Annotated in this window: 14 protein-coding genes; 12 read left to right on the forward strand and 2 right to left on the reverse strand. The window is 72.3% G+C overall.

The genetic code is table 11. From position 1 onward, the window contains the following. The first annotated feature begins 238 nt into the window (after positions 1-238). Positions 239-889 (forward strand): carbonic anhydrase, encoded by a 651-nt coding sequence (locus U5640_RS37445; protein ID WP_340383206.1) that lies wholly within the window; start codon positions 239-241, stop codon positions 887-889. A 26-nt stretch (positions 890-915) separates the two neighbouring features. On the opposite strand, the gene U5640_RS37450 is transcribed toward U5640_RS37445, so the two are convergent. Beyond that, positions 916-3,060 carry an MMPL family transporter gene (locus U5640_RS37450; RefSeq protein WP_340383209.1) on the reverse strand — a complete coding sequence of 715 codons (2,145 nt, stop codon included), beginning with the start codon at positions 3,058-3,060 and terminating at the stop codon, positions 916-918. A gap of 127 nt (positions 3,061-3,187) precedes the next feature. Here U5640_RS37450 and rpe point away from each other — a divergent pair, with 127 nt between their 5' ends. From rpe to U5640_RS37480, 6 genes are all read left to right on the forward strand, one after another. Then, positions 3,188-3,874 carry a ribulose-phosphate 3-epimerase gene (gene rpe / locus U5640_RS37455; RefSeq protein ID WP_340383211.1) on the forward strand — a complete coding sequence of 229 codons (687 nt, stop codon included), beginning with the start codon at positions 3,188-3,190 and terminating at the stop codon, positions 3,872-3,874. A gap of 149 nt (positions 3,875-4,023) precedes the next feature. Then, positions 4,024-5,067, forward strand: a complete 1,044-nt coding sequence (locus U5640_RS37460) for a sugar-binding domain-containing protein (RefSeq protein WP_340383213.1) — start codon at positions 4,024-4,026, stop codon at positions 5,065-5,067. A 285-nt stretch (positions 5,068-5,352) separates the two neighbouring features. After that, positions 5,353-5,661: a barstar family protein gene (locus tag U5640_RS37465; protein WP_340383215.1), complete on the forward strand. Its 309-nt coding sequence runs from the start codon at positions 5,353-5,355 to the stop codon at positions 5,659-5,661. Positions 5,662-5,855: 194 nt separating this feature from the next. Continuing rightward, positions 5,856-7,295, forward strand: a complete 1,440-nt coding sequence (locus U5640_RS37470; protein ID WP_340385557.1) for a GuaB1 family IMP dehydrogenase-related protein — start codon at positions 5,856-5,858, stop codon at positions 7,293-7,295. 200 nt (positions 7,296-7,495) lie between these two features. Continuing rightward, positions 7,496-8,971 carry an amino acid permease gene (locus U5640_RS37475; RefSeq protein ID WP_340383217.1) on the forward strand — a complete coding sequence of 492 codons (1,476 nt, stop codon included), beginning with the start codon at positions 7,496-7,498 and terminating at the stop codon, positions 8,969-8,971. Between the two features lie 10 nt (positions 8,972-8,981). Beyond that, positions 8,982-9,434: an Lrp/AsnC family transcriptional regulator gene (locus U5640_RS37480; RefSeq protein ID WP_055638498.1), complete on the forward strand. Its 453-nt coding sequence runs from the start codon at positions 8,982-8,984 to the stop codon at positions 9,432-9,434. 93 nt (positions 9,435-9,527) lie between these two features. Here the strand turns inward: U5640_RS37480 and U5640_RS37485 are convergent, their stop codons facing one another. Then, entirely contained in the window at positions 9,528-10,268 is a 741-nt protein-coding gene (locus tag U5640_RS37485; RefSeq protein WP_340383222.1) for a GntR family transcriptional regulator, read from the reverse strand. Between the two features lie 222 nt (positions 10,269-10,490). Here U5640_RS37485 and U5640_RS37490 point away from each other — a divergent pair, with 222 nt between their 5' ends. From U5640_RS37490 to U5640_RS37510, 5 genes are all read left to right on the forward strand, one after another. Then, positions 10,491-11,636 (forward strand): extracellular solute-binding protein, encoded by a 1,146-nt coding sequence (locus U5640_RS37490; RefSeq protein WP_340383224.1) that lies wholly within the window; start codon positions 10,491-10,493, stop codon positions 11,634-11,636. After that, positions 11,633-12,529 (forward strand): ABC transporter permease subunit, encoded by an 897-nt coding sequence (locus U5640_RS37495; protein WP_340383225.1) that lies wholly within the window; start codon positions 11,633-11,635, stop codon positions 12,527-12,529. Before U5640_RS37490 ends, U5640_RS37495 begins: the two co-directional genes overlap by 4 nt. Continuing rightward, positions 12,517-13,329, forward strand: coding sequence for an ABC transporter permease subunit (locus U5640_RS37500; RefSeq protein ID WP_340383227.1), 813 nt, complete (start codon positions 12,517-12,519; stop codon positions 13,327-13,329). The genes U5640_RS37495 and U5640_RS37500 overlap by 13 nt, the downstream gene beginning before the upstream one ends. Before the next feature lie 3 nt (positions 13,330-13,332). Further along, positions 13,333-14,406: an ABC transporter ATP-binding protein gene (locus U5640_RS37505; protein ID WP_340383229.1), complete on the forward strand. Its 1,074-nt coding sequence runs from the start codon at positions 13,333-13,335 to the stop codon at positions 14,404-14,406. Between the two features lie 78 nt (positions 14,407-14,484). Continuing rightward, entirely contained in the window at positions 14,485-15,951 is a 1,467-nt protein-coding gene (locus U5640_RS37510; protein ID WP_340383231.1) for an HAD-IA family hydrolase, read from the forward strand. The last annotated feature ends 6 nt before the right edge of the window (positions 15,952-15,957 follow it).

The following is a 15,957-nucleotide window of genomic DNA, read 5'->3' on the forward strand; positions in this document are numbered from 1 at the left end:
TGCCCGACGCCCCCGCCACCATCCTCTGGGCGATCCGAATCGCGTATCGGGGTCATCCACTCGGTGGATGGCTCGGAGGCGCCGCTGACGGCACTGAGGGCCGCTCCCCGGCCCCGCCCCGGCCCCTGCTCACCGCCCCGCCCCGGCTCCCGGTTAACCGCCGTGAGCGGCCGCCGTACCGCACCGGTGTGGCCCACCTCGCCCTCTCCCCGGCCGCCCGGCGCCTTAGGGTGGCCCCATGCCACGCACATCCCCCGCCGTCGCCCTCGACGCTCTCCTCTCCGGGAACGAGCGATTCGTCGCGGGCGCACCCAGCCATCCCAACCAGGACGCCGCCCGCCGGGCCGAGCTCGCGCCCGGCCAGGAACCCTTCGCCGTCATCCTGGGGTGTTCGGACTCCCGGCTCGCCGCGGAGATCATCTTCGACCAGGGGCTGGGCGACCTCTTCGTCGTCCGGACCGCCGGGCATGTGCTCGGGGCGGAGGTGCTGGGCAGCGTGGAGTACGCCACGGCCGTGCTCGGCTGCCGCCTGGTCGTCGTCCTCGGCCACGACTCCTGCGGAGCCGTCGCGGCGGCCCGGGAGGCCGTGGCGAACGGTCTGCCCTCGACCGGCTTCGTCCGGGACGTGGTCGAGCGGGTCACCCCCAGTGTGCTGGCCGCCCGGGCCGCCGGACTGACCTCCGACAGCGACATCGTCGACGAGCACATAAGGCACACCGTGCAGCTGCTCCTCGACCGTTCCCGCACCCTCTCCGACCAGGTGGACACCGGGGACGTGGCGGTCGTGGGCATGGCCTACCGGCTCGCCGAGGGCAGCGCCCGCATCCTGGTCGCCCACGGGAACACCGGCATCCCGGTGGCGGTGGCGGGGGCCGAGCAGGCCTCCTGAGGAGCGCGCCCGGGCGGGGCGGCCGTTCAGCCGCCGGACCGGGTGGCGGGCTCCGGCGCGCCCTCGGTCACCGCCCGGCCGTCGTCCCGGGCCAGCCGGTGCGGCCACCACACCCGGGGACCCACGTCCAGGAACAGCGCCGTGACCAGCACGGACCGTACGACGAAGGTGTCCAGGAGGACGCCCAGGGCGACCGCGAAGCCGATCTCGGCGAAGCCCACCATGGGCAGGGTGCCGAGGGCGGCGAAGGTGCCCGCGAGCACCAGGCCCGCGGAGGTGATGACCGAGCCGGTCGCGGCGAGGCCCGTCAACACGCCCGTGCGGGTGCCCTGCCGCAGCGCCTCCTCCCGGATACGGGTGGTCAGGAAGATGTTGTAGTCGATGCCCAGGGCAACCAGGAACACGAAGACGAACAGCGGGAAGTCCGTCGACTCGCCCGCGTAGTCGAACACGTGCCGGAAGGCCAGCGCGCTGATGCCGAGGGCCGCCGTGAAGGACAGGATCACCGTCCCGACAAGCAGCAGCGGGGCCAGCAGGGCGCGCAGCAGACCGCACAGGATCAGCAGGACCACGCCCAGCACCAGCGGGATGATCAGGATGTTGTCGTGGGTGGTGGCCCGGTCCGCGTCCAGCAGGGCCGCCGTGCCGCCGCCCACCTTCGCGTCGGCGTCGGGCACCGCGTGCACCGCGTCCCTCACCCGCTCCACCGTCTGCTTCGCGGCCTCGCTGTCGGACGGGGCGGTCATCGTCGCCTCGAACAGCACCTTGCCCTCGTGCAGGGGTTTCGTGCCCGGCGGCAGCCCGAGCGAGGTCGGCACCACACCGTCGGTGGCGGCCACCGCCTCGCCCACCTGACGGGCCTGGGCCTGGTTGGAGACGATCACGAGGGGGTCGCCGCTGCCCGCCGCGAAGTACTTCTCGGACACCTTCTGGCCGGTGATCGAGTCCGGTTTCCCGGTGAAGGCGTTCGCGTTGCTGATGCCGGCCGCGCGCAGCTGGATCAGACCGAGCGAGCACACCGCCAGCACCAGCGCGGTCACGATCCAGATCGCGCGCGGGCGGCGGGCGATGCCGGCACCGGTACGGGCCCAGAAACCGCGCACCGTCGGATCGGCGGAGCCGAAGTGGGGGATCGCCGGCCAGAAGATCCAGCGGCCGCAGATCACCAGCAGGGCCGGGAACAGGGTCATCATCGCCAGCAGCGCGACCGCCACGCCGATCGCCGCCACCGGTCCGAGGCCGGCCGTGGAGTTCATCTCGGCGGCCGTCAGGACCAGCATGCTCAGCACCACCGTGGCGCCCGACGCCAGCACCGCCGGGCCCGCCCGGTGCAGGGCCAGCGCCATCGCCTCGTGGCGGTCCTCGTGTCTGCGCAACTCCTCCCGGTAGCGGGCCACGAGCAGCAGGGCGTAGTCCGTCCCGGCCCCGAAGACGAGGACCGTGAGAATACCGGCGCTCTGACCGTTCACGGTCAGGCCCGCGTAGTGGGCCAGGAAGTAGATCAGCGCCTGCGCCGTGAACAGCGCGACCACCACCCCGATCAACGGGACCAGCAGCAGGGTCGGACTGCGGTAGGTGATCAGGAGCATCACGACGACGACGCCCATGGCCGCCACCAGCAGCGTGGAGTCGATGCCCTCGAAGGCCTTGGCGAAGTCCGCGGAGGTGCCGCCCGGACCGGTGATGTGCACGGCCAGCCCGGCGCCGCCCTTGCCGACGACGTCCCGGATCGAGTCCACGGCCGGCGAGATGCGCGACCAGCCCTTCTCGTCCATGGTGATCGGCACGTAGATCTGCGCGGCGCGCGGATCCACCGGACGGTCGAACACCGGCCCCCGCGTCTCGGCGCCCCGGATCCCGTGGTCCGTGAGCTGCCTGAGCCGCGCCGAGTCCGCCACGATCTGCGCCCGGTCCCGTGCCGTCAGCCCGTCGTCGCGGGCGTACACCACGATCGCGGGGATCTGCTCCGGCCGGAACCCCTTGGAGAGCTCCAGCACCTGCGTCGACTCGGCCGACCCCGGCAGCCAGGACGCGGCGTCGTTGTCCTGGGCCCCGGTGAGCTTGGAGGCGAACGGCGCCATGAAGAACAGCACGACCAGCCACACCGCGAGCACCAGCCACTTGGCCCGCCGCCCGCAGACGAGGTGAGCAACCCCGCGGTCACCCTTCATGCCGACCCCACCGGTCCAGGCGCGCGGGGAACTGCGCGACCAACCCGATCCACCACAAGGCACCCGCACCCGACAACGAACCGGGACCCATGCGGCTCACCCCCGGAGGGCATGGCAGGCTTGGGGCATGGCCGCGCAGATCAACCCCAGCATCCTGTCCGCCGACTTCGCCCGCCTCGCGGACGAGGCCAAGGCGGTCGAAGGAGCCGACTGGCTTCACGTCGACGTCATGGACAACCATTTCGTCCCGAACCTCACGCTCGGTGTGCCGGTCGTAGAGTCCCTGGCCCGTGCGACGGACACTCCGCTGGACTGCCATCTGATGATCGAGGCCCCCGACCGCTGGGCCCCGCAGTACGTCGAGGCGGGTGCCTCGTCCGTCACCTTCCACGTCGAGGCGGCCGCCGCACCGGTGCGGCTCGCCCGCGAGATCCGTGCGAAGGGCGCCCGTGCCTCCATGGCGCTCAGGCCCGCGACGCCCATCGAGCCGTACGAGGACCTGCTGCCCGAACTCGACATGCTGCTGATCATGACGGTCGAACCGGGCTTCGGGGGCCAGGCGTTCCTCGACATCATGCTCCCGAAGATCCGCCGCACCCGCGAGTTGATCAGCAAGCACGGCCTGGAGCTGTGGCTCCAGGTGGACGGCGGCGTCGCGGCCTCGACCATCGAGCGGTGCGCCGAGGCGGGCGCGGACGTCTTCGTCGCCGGATCGGCGGTGTACGGCGCCGCGGACCCCGCCGAGGCGGTCCGCGCCCTGCGCGCCCGGGCGGACGCGGCCACCGCGACGGCGAGCTGGGCCTGCGCCCACTGAACCACGGCCCTCTGAACAGCGGGCTGACACCATGCGTAGCCCACTGAATACGCAACCCGTGCGGCCATGGGGCCACAGCTACGTGAACGGCTCCCATCAGGGCTGATCCAGTGCGCCGGATCTGCAAGGATGAACGGCGTATCCAGAGTGTGAACAGCAGTGAGGAGATCGCCGTGTCGGGTATGTCGGCGGGCCGGTCAGCCATGCGGATGGGACCCGCAGAGCTGGTGCAGGCGGCGGCCATGGCCCGCCGCTTCTACCTCGAGGGCAAGTCCAAGATCCAGATCGCGGAGGAGTTCGGCGTCAGCCGCTTCAAGGTGGCCCGGGTCCTGGAGACCGCCCTCGAACGGGATCTCGTACGGATCGAGATCCGTGTCCCGGCCGAGCTGGACGCCGAGCGCTCCGACGCGCTCCGCGCCCGCTACGGCCTGCGGCACGCGGTGGTCGTCGAGTCGCCGGCGGAGGCCGCGGACTCGCCCGACCCCGAGAACCTGGGAGAGGTGGCCGCCGACCTGCTCGGCGAGCTGGTGAACGAGGGGGACGTCCTGGGCCTGGCCTGGGGCCGCTCCACCATCCACATGGCGGCGGCCCTGGACCGGCTGCCACCCTGCACGGTGGTGCAGCTGACGGGCGTGTACGACGCGGGGACCGCCGAGCGCGGCTCCGTCGAGGCCGTCCGCCGCGCCGCCCAGGTGTCCGGCGGCGACGCGCACCCCATCTACGCGCCGATGCTGCTGCCGGACGCGGCCACCGCGGCCGCGCTGCGCAACCAGACCGGGATCGCCCGGGCCTTCGAGTACTTCGACAAGGTCACGGTCGCCTGCGTCTCCATCGGCTCCTGGGAGCCCGGCATCTCCACGGTGCACGACATGCTCAGCGACGACGAGCGGGCCCACTACGCCTCGCTCGGTGTCGCCGCCGAGATGTCCGCGCACCTCTTCGACGCCGAGGGCCGCCGGGTCGGACGGGACCTGGGCGAGCGGTGCATCACGGTCAAGGCCGACCAGCTCCGCCGTGTCCCCGAGGTGGTGGCGATCGCGGGCGGGCAGCGCAAGGCGGCGGCGATCGACGCGGTGCTGCGGTCCGGACTCGTCACCAGCCTGGTCACGGACACCTCCGCGGCCGACTACCTGATGACGGCGGGACCGGCCCCGAAGCCGGCACTCAACCGGGCGGACCCGGACGGGGTCTGAGGGGCGTCACCGTCGTGCGGCGGGGGCGGACGCGGCAGCACGAGCAGCGGGCTGCCGAGCTCCGTCCCCGCGACGCTCCCGTCGCGCGGTCGAAGACGACCCGGGCCGTGCCGTTGGTGCCGTTGCGGCCGCTCGACCACCCGCGCGCGACCGGCACGAAGTTGAGTACGTCGTCACCGCCCATGCCGCCGACATGGATGTCGATGCGGGTTCGGCGCGTTGTCAGCGGGGTGGAGGAGAGGTCTACTACAGAGACGATCACGACTCGCTCAGGACGGTGCCTGGATGACGGAGCACGTGCTCACGCTGGACCTCGACGGGGTCGTCGACAAGGCGGCCCTGATGGACCGCTGTGTCCGGGACCTCGAACTGCCCGACCGGTTCGGCCGTAACTGGGACGCCCTCGCCGACAGTCTCACCGACCTGCCGGACGGGCCCGAGTCCGGGCCGGTGCTGGTCGTCGTACGGAACTGGCAGCCGTACGCGAAGGCGCGGCCGGAGGAGTGGGAGATCGCGCAGGAGGTGCTCTCCTCGGCGGTGAACCGGGTGCCGGAGCTCTCCGTGGTGCTGGCCCTCGGGGGAGCTCCCCGGTGATCGTGCGGGGGCTCTCGGGGGGGCTCCCGGAGGACCTCTCGGGGGGCTCGGAGGATCCTCCTAACCGTCTCCGAGCAGCTTGGACGTTCCGTCCGGGCATCGCATTACGGTCGTCATGGGACAATGAAGTACGTGCTCTTCCCCCTGGCTGACCTGTCAGGGGGTCACCTCTGAACGACCGGGATGTGCAGCACGTGCGTTTCCTCAACGACATCCAGCCCGCTTACGACCTCACCTACGACGACGTCTTCATGGTGCCGAGCCGCAGCGCGGTAGGGTCGCGGCAGGGGGTGGACCTCTCCTCCCCGGACGGCACGGGCACCACGATCCCGCTGGTCGTCGCCAACATGACGGCCGTCGCCGGACGCCGGATGGCCGAGACGATGGCCCGGCGCGGCGGACTCGTCGTGATCCCGCAGGACATCCCGAACGACGTCGTGACCGATGTGATCACCTGGGTGAAGAGCCGGCACCTGGTGCTGGACACGCCGATCGTGCTCGCTCCGCACCAGACCGTCGCGGACGCCCTGGCGCTGCTGCCCAAGCGCGCGCACAACGCGGGCGTCGTCGTCGACGGGGAGCACCGGCCGGTCGGTGTCGTCACCGACCAGGACCTCAGCGGCGTCGACCGCTTCACCCAGCTCGAGGTCGTCATGTCCCGCGACCTGCTCCTCCTCGACGCCGGCATCGACCCCCGCGAGGCCTTCAACATCCTCGACGCGGCCAACCGGCGCTACGCGCCCGCCGTGGACGAGGACGGCCGCCTCGCCGGCATCCTCACCCGCAAGGGCGCCCTGCGCGCCACGCTGTACACGCCGGCCGTCGACGCGCGGGGCAGGCTGCGCGTCGCCGCCGCCGTCGGGATCAACGGCGATGTCGCGGGCAAGGCCAAGGAGCTGCTCGACGCGGGTGTCGACACGCTCGTGATCGACACCGCGCACGGCCACCAGGAGTCGATGATCAGCGCGATCCGCACGGTCCGCGCGCTCGACCCGCAGGTGCCGATCGCGGCGGGCAACATCGTCTCCGCCGAGGGCGTCAGGGACCTGATCGAGGCGGGCGCGGACATCGTCAAGGTCGGTGTCGGCCCCGGCGCCATGTGCACCACCCGGATGATGACCGGCGTGGGCCGGCCGCAGTTCTCGGCCGTGCTGGAGTGCGCCGCCGAGGCGAGGAGGCACGGCAAGCACGTCTGGGCCGACGGCGGTGTCCGCCACCCGCGGGACGTCGCCATGGCGCTGGCCGCCGGGGCGTCCAACGTGATGATCGGGTCGTGGTTCGCGGGGACGTACGAGTCGCCGGGCGACCTTCAGCACGACGCCGACGGGCGGCCGTACAAGGAGTCCTTCGGCATGGCCTCGGCACGGGCCGTCCGTAACCGCACGGTGGAGGAGTCGGCGTACGACCGGGCGCGCAAGGCGCTGTTCGAGGAGGGCATCTCGACGTCGCGGATGTTCCTCGACGCGGGCCGGCCGGGGGTCGAGGACCTGGTGGACTCGATCATCGCGGGTGTGCGGTCCTCCTGCACCTACGCGGGTGCGGGCTCGCTCGCGGAGTTCGCCGAGAAGGCCGTGGTCGGTGTGCAGAGCGCCGCCGGCTATGCGGAGGGCAAGCCGCTGCACGCCAGTTGGTGAGGCCCCGCAGCAACGAAAGTGCACCTCGGTGCCATCAACGCAACGATCTTGCGCGGGTGCGCAAGGTTGCGTCATTACGACCGCTGCCGCCCTGCTCATAGGGTCGAGCGCGGTACGTGGCGTGGCAGGGACCCCGCTCTGTGGGTTCCCGCCCGCACGGTCTTTGTCGCGCCGAGAGGCAGCGACGAAGGAGTCAGCGCGTGCTCGACCACAGCGCACCCCCGAAAGACCGCACCCCGTCCGCACCTGTGTCCCCGGGGTTCGCCGCGCGGCTCGTGCGGCGCAAGCCCGTGGAACGGCTGGTCGCCGAGGGCGGCCAGGGCGAGGGAGGGGCGCTGCGGCGGTCCCTCGGGCTGTGGCAGCTCACCATGATCAGCATCGGGGCGACCCTCGGCACGGGCATCTTCGTCGTCCTCGGCGAGGCCGTGCCGAAGGCCGGACCGGCCGTCACCCTGTCCTTCGTGATCGCCGGTCTCACGGCGCTCTTCTCCGCCCTGTCCTACGCCGAGCTGGCCGGCACCATCCCGGTCGCCGGATCCTCGTACTCGTACGCGTACGCGACGATGGGTGAGCTGATCGCCTGGGTGTGCGGCTGGTGTCTGGTCCTGGAGTACGGCGTGTCGGTGGCCGCCGTGGCCGTCGGCTGGGGCGAGTACCTCAACGAGCTGCTCGACGGGACCGTCGGGGTGACCGTCCCGGACGCGTTGTCGGCACCGCCGGGCGACGGGGGCGTGTTCAATCTGCCCGCGCTGATCGTCGTCCTGCTGGCCATGGCGTTCCTGCTCGGCGGCGCGCGGGAGTCCGCGCGGGCCAACACCGTCATGGTCGCCGTGAAGATCGCCGCGCTGGTGCTGTTCTGCGCCATCGGCGTGCAGGGCTTCCGCTCCGGCAACTACGCGCACTTCATGCCGCTCGGCATGGCGGGCGTCAGCGCGGCCGGGGCCACGCTGTTCTTCTCGTACATCGGCTTCGACGCCGCCTCCACCGCCGGCGAGGAGGCGAAGAACGCCCAGCGCGACCTGCCGCGCGCGATCATGCTGTCGCTCGTCATCGTCACCGCCCTGTACGTGCTGGTCGCGGCCGTGGCCGTGGGCGCCCGGCCCTGGCGGCGGTTCGGGGACTCCGAGGCCGCGCTGGCGCAGATCATGCGCGATGTGACGGGGCAGTCGTTCTGGGCGACCCTGCTGGCGTTCTGCGCGGTCGTCGCCATCGCGAGCGTGGTCCTGACCGTGCTCTACGGCCAGACGCGCATCCTGTTCGCCATGTCCCGGGACGGTCTGGTGCCCAAGGTGTTCTCGCGCGTCCACCCGAGGACCGGCACGCCCCGCGCCAACACGCTGATCGTGTCCCTGTTCTGCGGGGTCCTCGCCGCCGCGATCCCGCTCGGCCAGTTGGCCGACGCCACCAGCATCGGCACGCTGTTCGCGTTCGCGCTGGTCAATGTGGCCGTCGTGGTGCTGCGCCGGACCCGGCCGGAGATGCCCCGCACCTTCCGGGTGCCGCTGTCGCCGGTGCTGCCCGCGCTGGGCTTCGCCTTCTGCGTCTGGATGATGGGCAGCCTGGCCGCCGTGACCTGGGCCGTCTTCGGTGTCTGGATGGCCGTCGGGCTCGTGGTCTACTTCGTGTACGGCCAACGCCGCTCCCGCCTCGCCACACCCGCTCCGCTTGAGAAGTGAACCACCCACCGTGCTGAACGATCTCGACGAACGCATCGTGCACGCCCTCGCCGAGGACGCCCGCCGCTCCTATGCGGACATCGGGCACCTGGTCGGTCTGTCCGCGCCCGCCGTGAAGCGGCGCGTGGACCGGCTCCGGGCGACCGGCGCCATCACCGGTTTCACCGTACGGGTGGATCCGGCGGCGCTCGGCTGGGAGACCGAGGGGTTCGTCGAGATCTACTGCCGGCGCAACACCTCGCCGGAGACCATCCAGCGGGGCCTGGAGCGCTACCAGGAGGTCGTGGCCGCCTCCACCGTCACCGGCGAGGCCGACGCGGTCGCGCAGGTCTTCGCGGCCGACATGCGGCACTTCGAGCGGGTCCTGGAGCGGATCGCGGGGGAGCCCTTCGTGGAGCGGACCAAGTCCGTGCTGGTTCTGTCGCCCCTGCTGCGCCGCTTCTCGTCGGGCTCGCCCACCTGACGCGTTCCCCCTGCCGGCAGAGCGCGCCGAGCGCTCCGGAATCCCGGCCCGCGTCCCGGTCCGCCGGGCGCCCTGCCCCGGCGCAGTGGGCCGTCAGTCGGCGGTCTTGCGGGCCAGCGCGTTGTTGCCGATCGAGTTGTGGACGCTGAAGCTCACCGCGTCCGAGCGGTAGCGGTCGTCGGACCACTCCACGGGGCGGCCGTCGTGGGTCGTGGTGACCCGGCGGACCCGCAGCAGCGGGCTGGTGCGGCGCACCCCGAGGAGTTCCGCGTCCTGGGCGCCCGCCGCCACCGCGTCGATGACGTGCTCGCCGTACGCGAAGACCAGACCGGTGTCGTCCAGGAGCCGCTGGGTCACCGAAGGGCAGTCCGGCTCGATCGGCTCGACGGCGGGGGAGATCCAGTCGGCGTACACGGTCCGCTCCAGCAGCACCGGCTCGCCGTCCAGTCCGCGCACCCGCAGGACGTGCAGCACCGGGGTGCCGAGGGGGAGTTGGAGGCGGACGGCGTCCTCGTGGCCGGCCGGCTCGTACCGCTGGGCCACCACCTGCCCGGTCGCCTCGCGGCCCATCGCCCGCGCCCACTCGGCGAAGCTGCGCAGTTCCGCGAAGCTCTGGCTGCGGCGGCTGGCCAGCACCACCCGCCGGGCGCCCTGACGGGAGCCGATGAGCCCCTCGGCGGTCAGCGCCGCCACGGCCTGGCGGACCGTCCCGCGCGAGACTCCGTAGCGGGCCGCGAGGTCGGTCTCGGCGGGCAGCCGCGCGCCCACCGCGTACTCCTCGCGGTCGATCGCCCGGCGCAGTGCGTCGGCGATCTCCTCGTGTCGGGCCGGCATGCTTCCCCTTCGCTCCAGCTGCTGTGCACAGCCTGACCAGCGTAGTCGACATCGAAACGTGATGAACGACAGCCCGGAGTGTCCGCGAAATAAGGGATCAGGGTTTCATCGGAGTTTACCGGGGGGACATCAGCGGCGTGGTTACTGGGGCCAACTTGTTCAGACAAGTTAGCCCCGTCTCCTGATCTCCCGCACCCTCGCGCGTCGTCCCCTGGAGAAGCCGTGACCGTGTCCCTGCCGAGAACCGCAGCCCTCGGTGTCATCGCCGCCCTCGCCCTGAGCGCCTGCGGCGCCGCCCCCGACAACTCCACGACCACCGCCGACGGCAAGAACGCCGCCACGGCCACCTCCGCCGCCGACTTCGGGGGCCTCGACGCCCTGGTGAAGGCGGCGAAGAAGGAGGGCAAGCTCAACGCCATCGCGCTGCCCCGCGACTGGGCCAACTACGGTGCCCTCATCGACGGCTTCGAGAAGAAGTACGGCATCAAGATCGCCGTCGAGAACCCGGACGGCTCCAGCCAGGACGAGATCAACGCCGTGACCTCCCGCAAGGGCCAGGACCGCGCGCCGGACGTCCTCGACCTCGGCAGCTCCTTCGCCCTGAGCGCCGCCCAGCAGGGGCTGCTCGCCCCGTACAAGGTCGCCTCGTTCGCCGACATCCCCGAGGGCCAGAAGGACGCCCAGGCCCGCTGGTACAACGACTACGGCGGCTACATCTCCATCGGCTGCGACGCCAAGCGCGTCAAGACCTGCCCGACCACGTTCGCCGACCTGCTGAAGCCGCAGTACAAGGGCCAGGTCGCCCTCAACGGCAACCCCACCAAGTCCGGCTCCGCCTTCGGCGGCGTCTACGCGGCGGCGCTCGCGAACGGCGGCTCCTTCGACGACATCCAGCCCGGCCTCGACTTCTTCGCCAAGCTGAAGAAGAACGGCAACTACACGCCCGTCGAGTCCACCCCGGCCACCGTCGAGAAGGGCGAGACCCCGATCAGCATCGACTGGGACTACCTCAACGCGGGGTACGCCGACGAGTTCAAGTCCAAGGGCGTCGACTGGAAGGTCGCCGTCCCGACCGACGGCCAGTTCTCCCAGTTCTACTCCCAGGCCATCAACAAGGACGCCCCGCACCCGGCGGCCGCCCGCCTGTGGCAGGAGTACCTGTACAGCGCCGAGGGCCAGAACCTCTGGCTCAAGGGCTACGCCCGCCCCGTCCTGATGACCGCCCTGGAGAAGGCCGGCACCCTCGACAAGACGGCCGCCGCCAAGCTGCCCGAGGTCTCCGGCACGCCGGCCTTTCCGACCGAGGACCAGCAGAGCAAGGCCAAGACGGTGCTCGGCCAGGGCTGGGCGAAGGCCGTCTCCGGATGACGGCCACCGCCGTACGGGTCGACACGGCGCCCGCCGCTGCGGTGAAGCGGCGGCGCCGGTCGCTCGGCTGGCTCGCGGTCGTCCCGCTGCTCGCCTTCACCGCGCTCGCCTTCGGGCTGCCCGCCCTGGCCATGCTCGACGGCGCCTTCACCGCCAAGGACCCGGCCACCGGCGCCACCTCCTACACCACCGGCAATCTGACGGCCTCGCTCCAGGGGGCGTACCTGACCGCCCTGCTCGGCAGCGTCAAGCTGTCGGCGGTCTCCGCCGTCCTCGGCGCCCTGTGCGGGCTGCCGCTCGCCCAGGCCGTCGTCACCTCCCGGTTCCGCGCCCTGCGCGAGGCCGTGCTCACCGCCTCCGGAGTACTCGCCAACTTCGGCGGCGTCCCGCTGGCCTTCGCCTTCGTCGCCACCCTCGGCAACGCGGGCGTGCTCACCCGGCACCTGGGCCTCACGGACAAGGGCTGGGACCTCTACAGCTTCTGGGGCCTGGTGATCGTCTACCTGTACTTCCTGATCCCGCTGATGGTCCTCACCATCACCCCGGCCCTGGAGGGCCTGCGCACCCAGTGGCGCGAGGCCGCCCAGAACAACGGCGCGACGCCCGTGCAGTACTGGCGGCACGTGGCCCTGCCCGTGCTGCTGCCCTCGCTGCTCGGCGGGCTCGTGCTGCTGTTCGGCAGCGCCTTCGCCGCGTACGCCACCGCCGCCGCGATGGTCGGCAGCTCCATCCCGCTGGTCACCCTCCAGATCGCCGACGCCATCTCCGGCAACGTCCTGGTCGGCCAGGAGAACGTGGCGCTCGCCCTCAGCCTCGACATGGTCCTGGTCGCCGGTCTGGTCATGGCCGTGTACCTGCCCCTGCAACGGAGGAGCGCGCGATGGCTCGCCTGACCCTGTGGCGGTGGGGCGTCCTCGGCCTCGCCGGACTGTACTTCCTGGTCCCGCTCGCCGCGTCCGTCGTCTTCACCGTCGACGTGCCCGGCCGGGGCGTCACCTTCGACGCCTACACCCAGATCTTCTCCACCGACGGCTTCACCTCCAGCCTGCTGCTCTCGCTGGAACTGGCCGCCGCCACCATCGCCGTCGTCCTGCTGCTCATGGTGCCCGCCATGGTCGCGCTGCGGCTCGGCGCGCCCCGGCTGCGGCCGGTCGTCGAGGTGGTGTGCTCGCTGCCGCTGGTCGTCCCGCCGATCGCGTTCGTCGCCGGCATCGGGACCGTGCTCAAGTGGGGGCCCGAACACCTCTCCCGCACCCCGCTGTTCCAGACCTTCGTGGCGATCCAGAACCCGGACTTCCCCGTGGTGCTCGTCCTCGCGTACGTCGTGATGGCGCTGCCGTTCGTGTACCGGGCCCTGGACGCCGGACTGCGCGCCGTCGACGTCCGCACCCTCGTCGAAGCCGCCCGCAGCTGCGGCGCCGGCTGGCCGCAGGCGCTGGTCCGGGCCGTCCTGCCCAATCTGCGCGGGGCCCTGCTCAACGCCTCCTTCCTCACCCTGGCCCTGGTGCTCGGCGAGTTCACGGTGGCCCAACTGCTGGGCTTCCAGCCCTTCGCCGTGTGGATCGTGAACGTCAGCGGCTCCCAGGCCCAGCTCTCCGTCGCCGTGTCCGTGCTGAGCCTGCTCGTGACATGGGTCCTGCTCCTCGCGCTCGCCGGTGCCGGCGGGCGTACCCGAACCGCATCCCGGGGATGAACCATGACCGTGACCGCGCCCGACAAGACGGCGACGACCGCAGCCACCGTGGAATTCCGCGGCCTGCGCAGGGAGTTCGGGCCCACTGTCGCCCTCGACGGACTCGACCTGACCGTCCGCCCCGGTGAACTCCTCGCCCTGCTCGGCCCCTCCGGCTGCGGCAAGACCACCGCGCTGCGCATGCTCGCCGGTTTCGAACACCCCGACTCCGGTGAGGTGCTGATCGACGGCGAGGACGTCACCCGGGTTCCGGCCCACCGCCGCGACGCCGGGATGGTCTTCCAGTCGTACAGCCTCTTCCCGCACCTCGACGCGCTCGACAACGTGGCCTTCGGACTGCGCATGCGCAAGGTCCGCACCGCCGAACGGCGGTCCCGCGCCGCCGAGTTGCTGGAGCTGGTCGGTCTCGCCGACAAGGGCGGCCGCTTCCCGCACCAGCTCTCCGGCGGCCAGCAGCAGCGCGTCGCCCTGGCCCGCGCCCTCGCCCTGCGCCCGCGTGTCCTGCTCCTCGACGAGCCGCTGTCCGCGCTCGACGCCAAGGTGCGGCTGAGCCTGCGCGAGGAGATCCGCCGGCTCCAGCAGGACCTCGGCATCACCACCCTGTTCGTCACCCACGACCAGGAGGAGGCCCTGTCCATGGCGGACCGGGTCGCCGTGATGCACGCCGGACGACTCGAACAGTGCGCCCCGCCCGCCGAGTTGTACGGCCGGCCCGCGACCGCCTTCGTCGCCGAGTTCGTCGGCACCATGAGCCGGATACCCGGCCGGCTCGCCGACGGCGGCGTCGAGGTGCTCGGGCAGCGGCTGCCCGTCGACGGACCCGTGCCGACCGGCCCGGACGTCGACGTGCTGGTGCGGCCCGAGGCGGTCGGTGTGCGCGCCGACGGCGACGGGTCGGGCCGGGTGGTCGCCACCTCCTTCCTGGGTGCCGCCGTCCGCGTCACCGTCCGGCTCGCCGACGGCACCGAGGCGAAGGCCGACCTGCCCGCACACGAGGCCCGCGGCCTCGGCGCGGGGGCAGCCGTCACCGTGTCGCTCCCCGAGCGGCCGGTCCTGGTCGCCGAACGCACCCCCTGACCCCCTCCCCGCGTCCCCCCACCGCGCACAACACCGCGCAGAACCCGTATCCCCCCACCGCACAGAAAGAGAGTGACCGTGACGCGACTCCCGCTCCAGGCCGTCCTGTTCGACATGGACGGCACGCTCGTCGACACCGAGCGGCTGTGGTGGGAGGCGGTCGAAAGGGTGGCCGGCCGGACCCTGACCGAAGCGGACCAGCCGGAGGTGCTCGGCCGGCCCGTGGAGCACACCGCCGACTGGCTGGCCGCCACCACGGGCCGGCCGGCCGCGGACCTCGCCGCCACCCTCCACCGGGAGTTCGCCGACCGGGTGCGCACCGGCATCGTGCCCCGCCCCGGCGCGCTCGCCCTGCTCGACGCCCTGGCCCGGGACGGCGTGCCCACCGCCCTGGTCACCGCCTCCCCGCGGGCCGTCGCCGACACCGTCCTCGACGCGCTCGGCGCCCACCGCTTCGCGATCTCCGTGACCGCCGACGACACCGAGCACACCAAGCCCGCCCCCGACCCCTACCTCGCCGCCTGCCGCGCCCTCGGCGTCCACCCCTCGGCCTGCGTGGCCGTCGAGGACACCGAGACCGGGGTCGCCTCCGCAGAGGCGGCGGGCTGCGCCGTCCTCGCGGTGCCCTCGCTCGCCCCCATCGGTGCCGCCCCCGGCCGGACCGTGCTGACCAGCCTGGAGGGCGTGACCCCCGAGCGGCTGCGCACGCTGACCGCGCCCCGGCTGCGGGTCATGACCTGGAACCTCTGGTACGGCGGCACCAAGGTCCACGACCACCGGGCCAAACAGCTCAAGGCGATCATCGAGACCGAGGCGGACGTGGTCGGCCTCCAGGAGACGTACGGCACCGCCGCCGGGGAACTCGCCGAGGCGCTCGGCTGGCACCACCACCGGGCCGGGGAGAACCTCGGCGTGATCAGCCGCCACCCGATCACCGCCGTCCTCGGCGACCCCGGCGTGGGCTTCTACGGCGCGGCCGGGGTCCGGCTCGACGTGGAGGGCACCGAGGTCGACGTGTGGACGGTCCACCTCGACTACACGCCGTACGGCCCCTACGAGGCGGCCTTCGACGGGCTGCCGGCGGCCGAGCTGATCGCCCACGAGGAGGTGCGGCTCGCCCAGATGAAGGACGCCCTCGACCGGCTCGACCCCGCGCTGCCGGTCGTCCTCGTCGGCGACTTCAACAGCCCCTCCCACCTGGACCGGCCGGACGTCGCGTGGCCGGTGACCGGCGCCGCCGAACGCGCGGGCCTCGCCGACTCCTACCGCGAGGCCCACCCCGACCCGCTACGGGACCCGGGACACACCTGGTCCCCGGTGCACACCGAGCACGAGGACGGCAGCGGCCGCCCCGAGCCCCAGGACCGGATCGACTTCGTGCTCCACCGGGGCCTGCGGGTGCTGGACTCCCGGACGTACGTCAGCGGCGATCCCCGGCCCTGGCCGGACGTCGAGGACAACGACTGGCCCTCCGACCACGCGGCGGTGATCACCACCTTCGCGGTCCCCGTGAAACCGCTGGGCACCGCGCCGGACGGTGTCTAACATCGG

Source organism: Streptomyces sp. SS7, assembly GCF_037993025.1.
Lineage (GTDB): Bacteria > Actinomycetota > Actinomycetes > Streptomycetales > Streptomycetaceae > Streptomyces.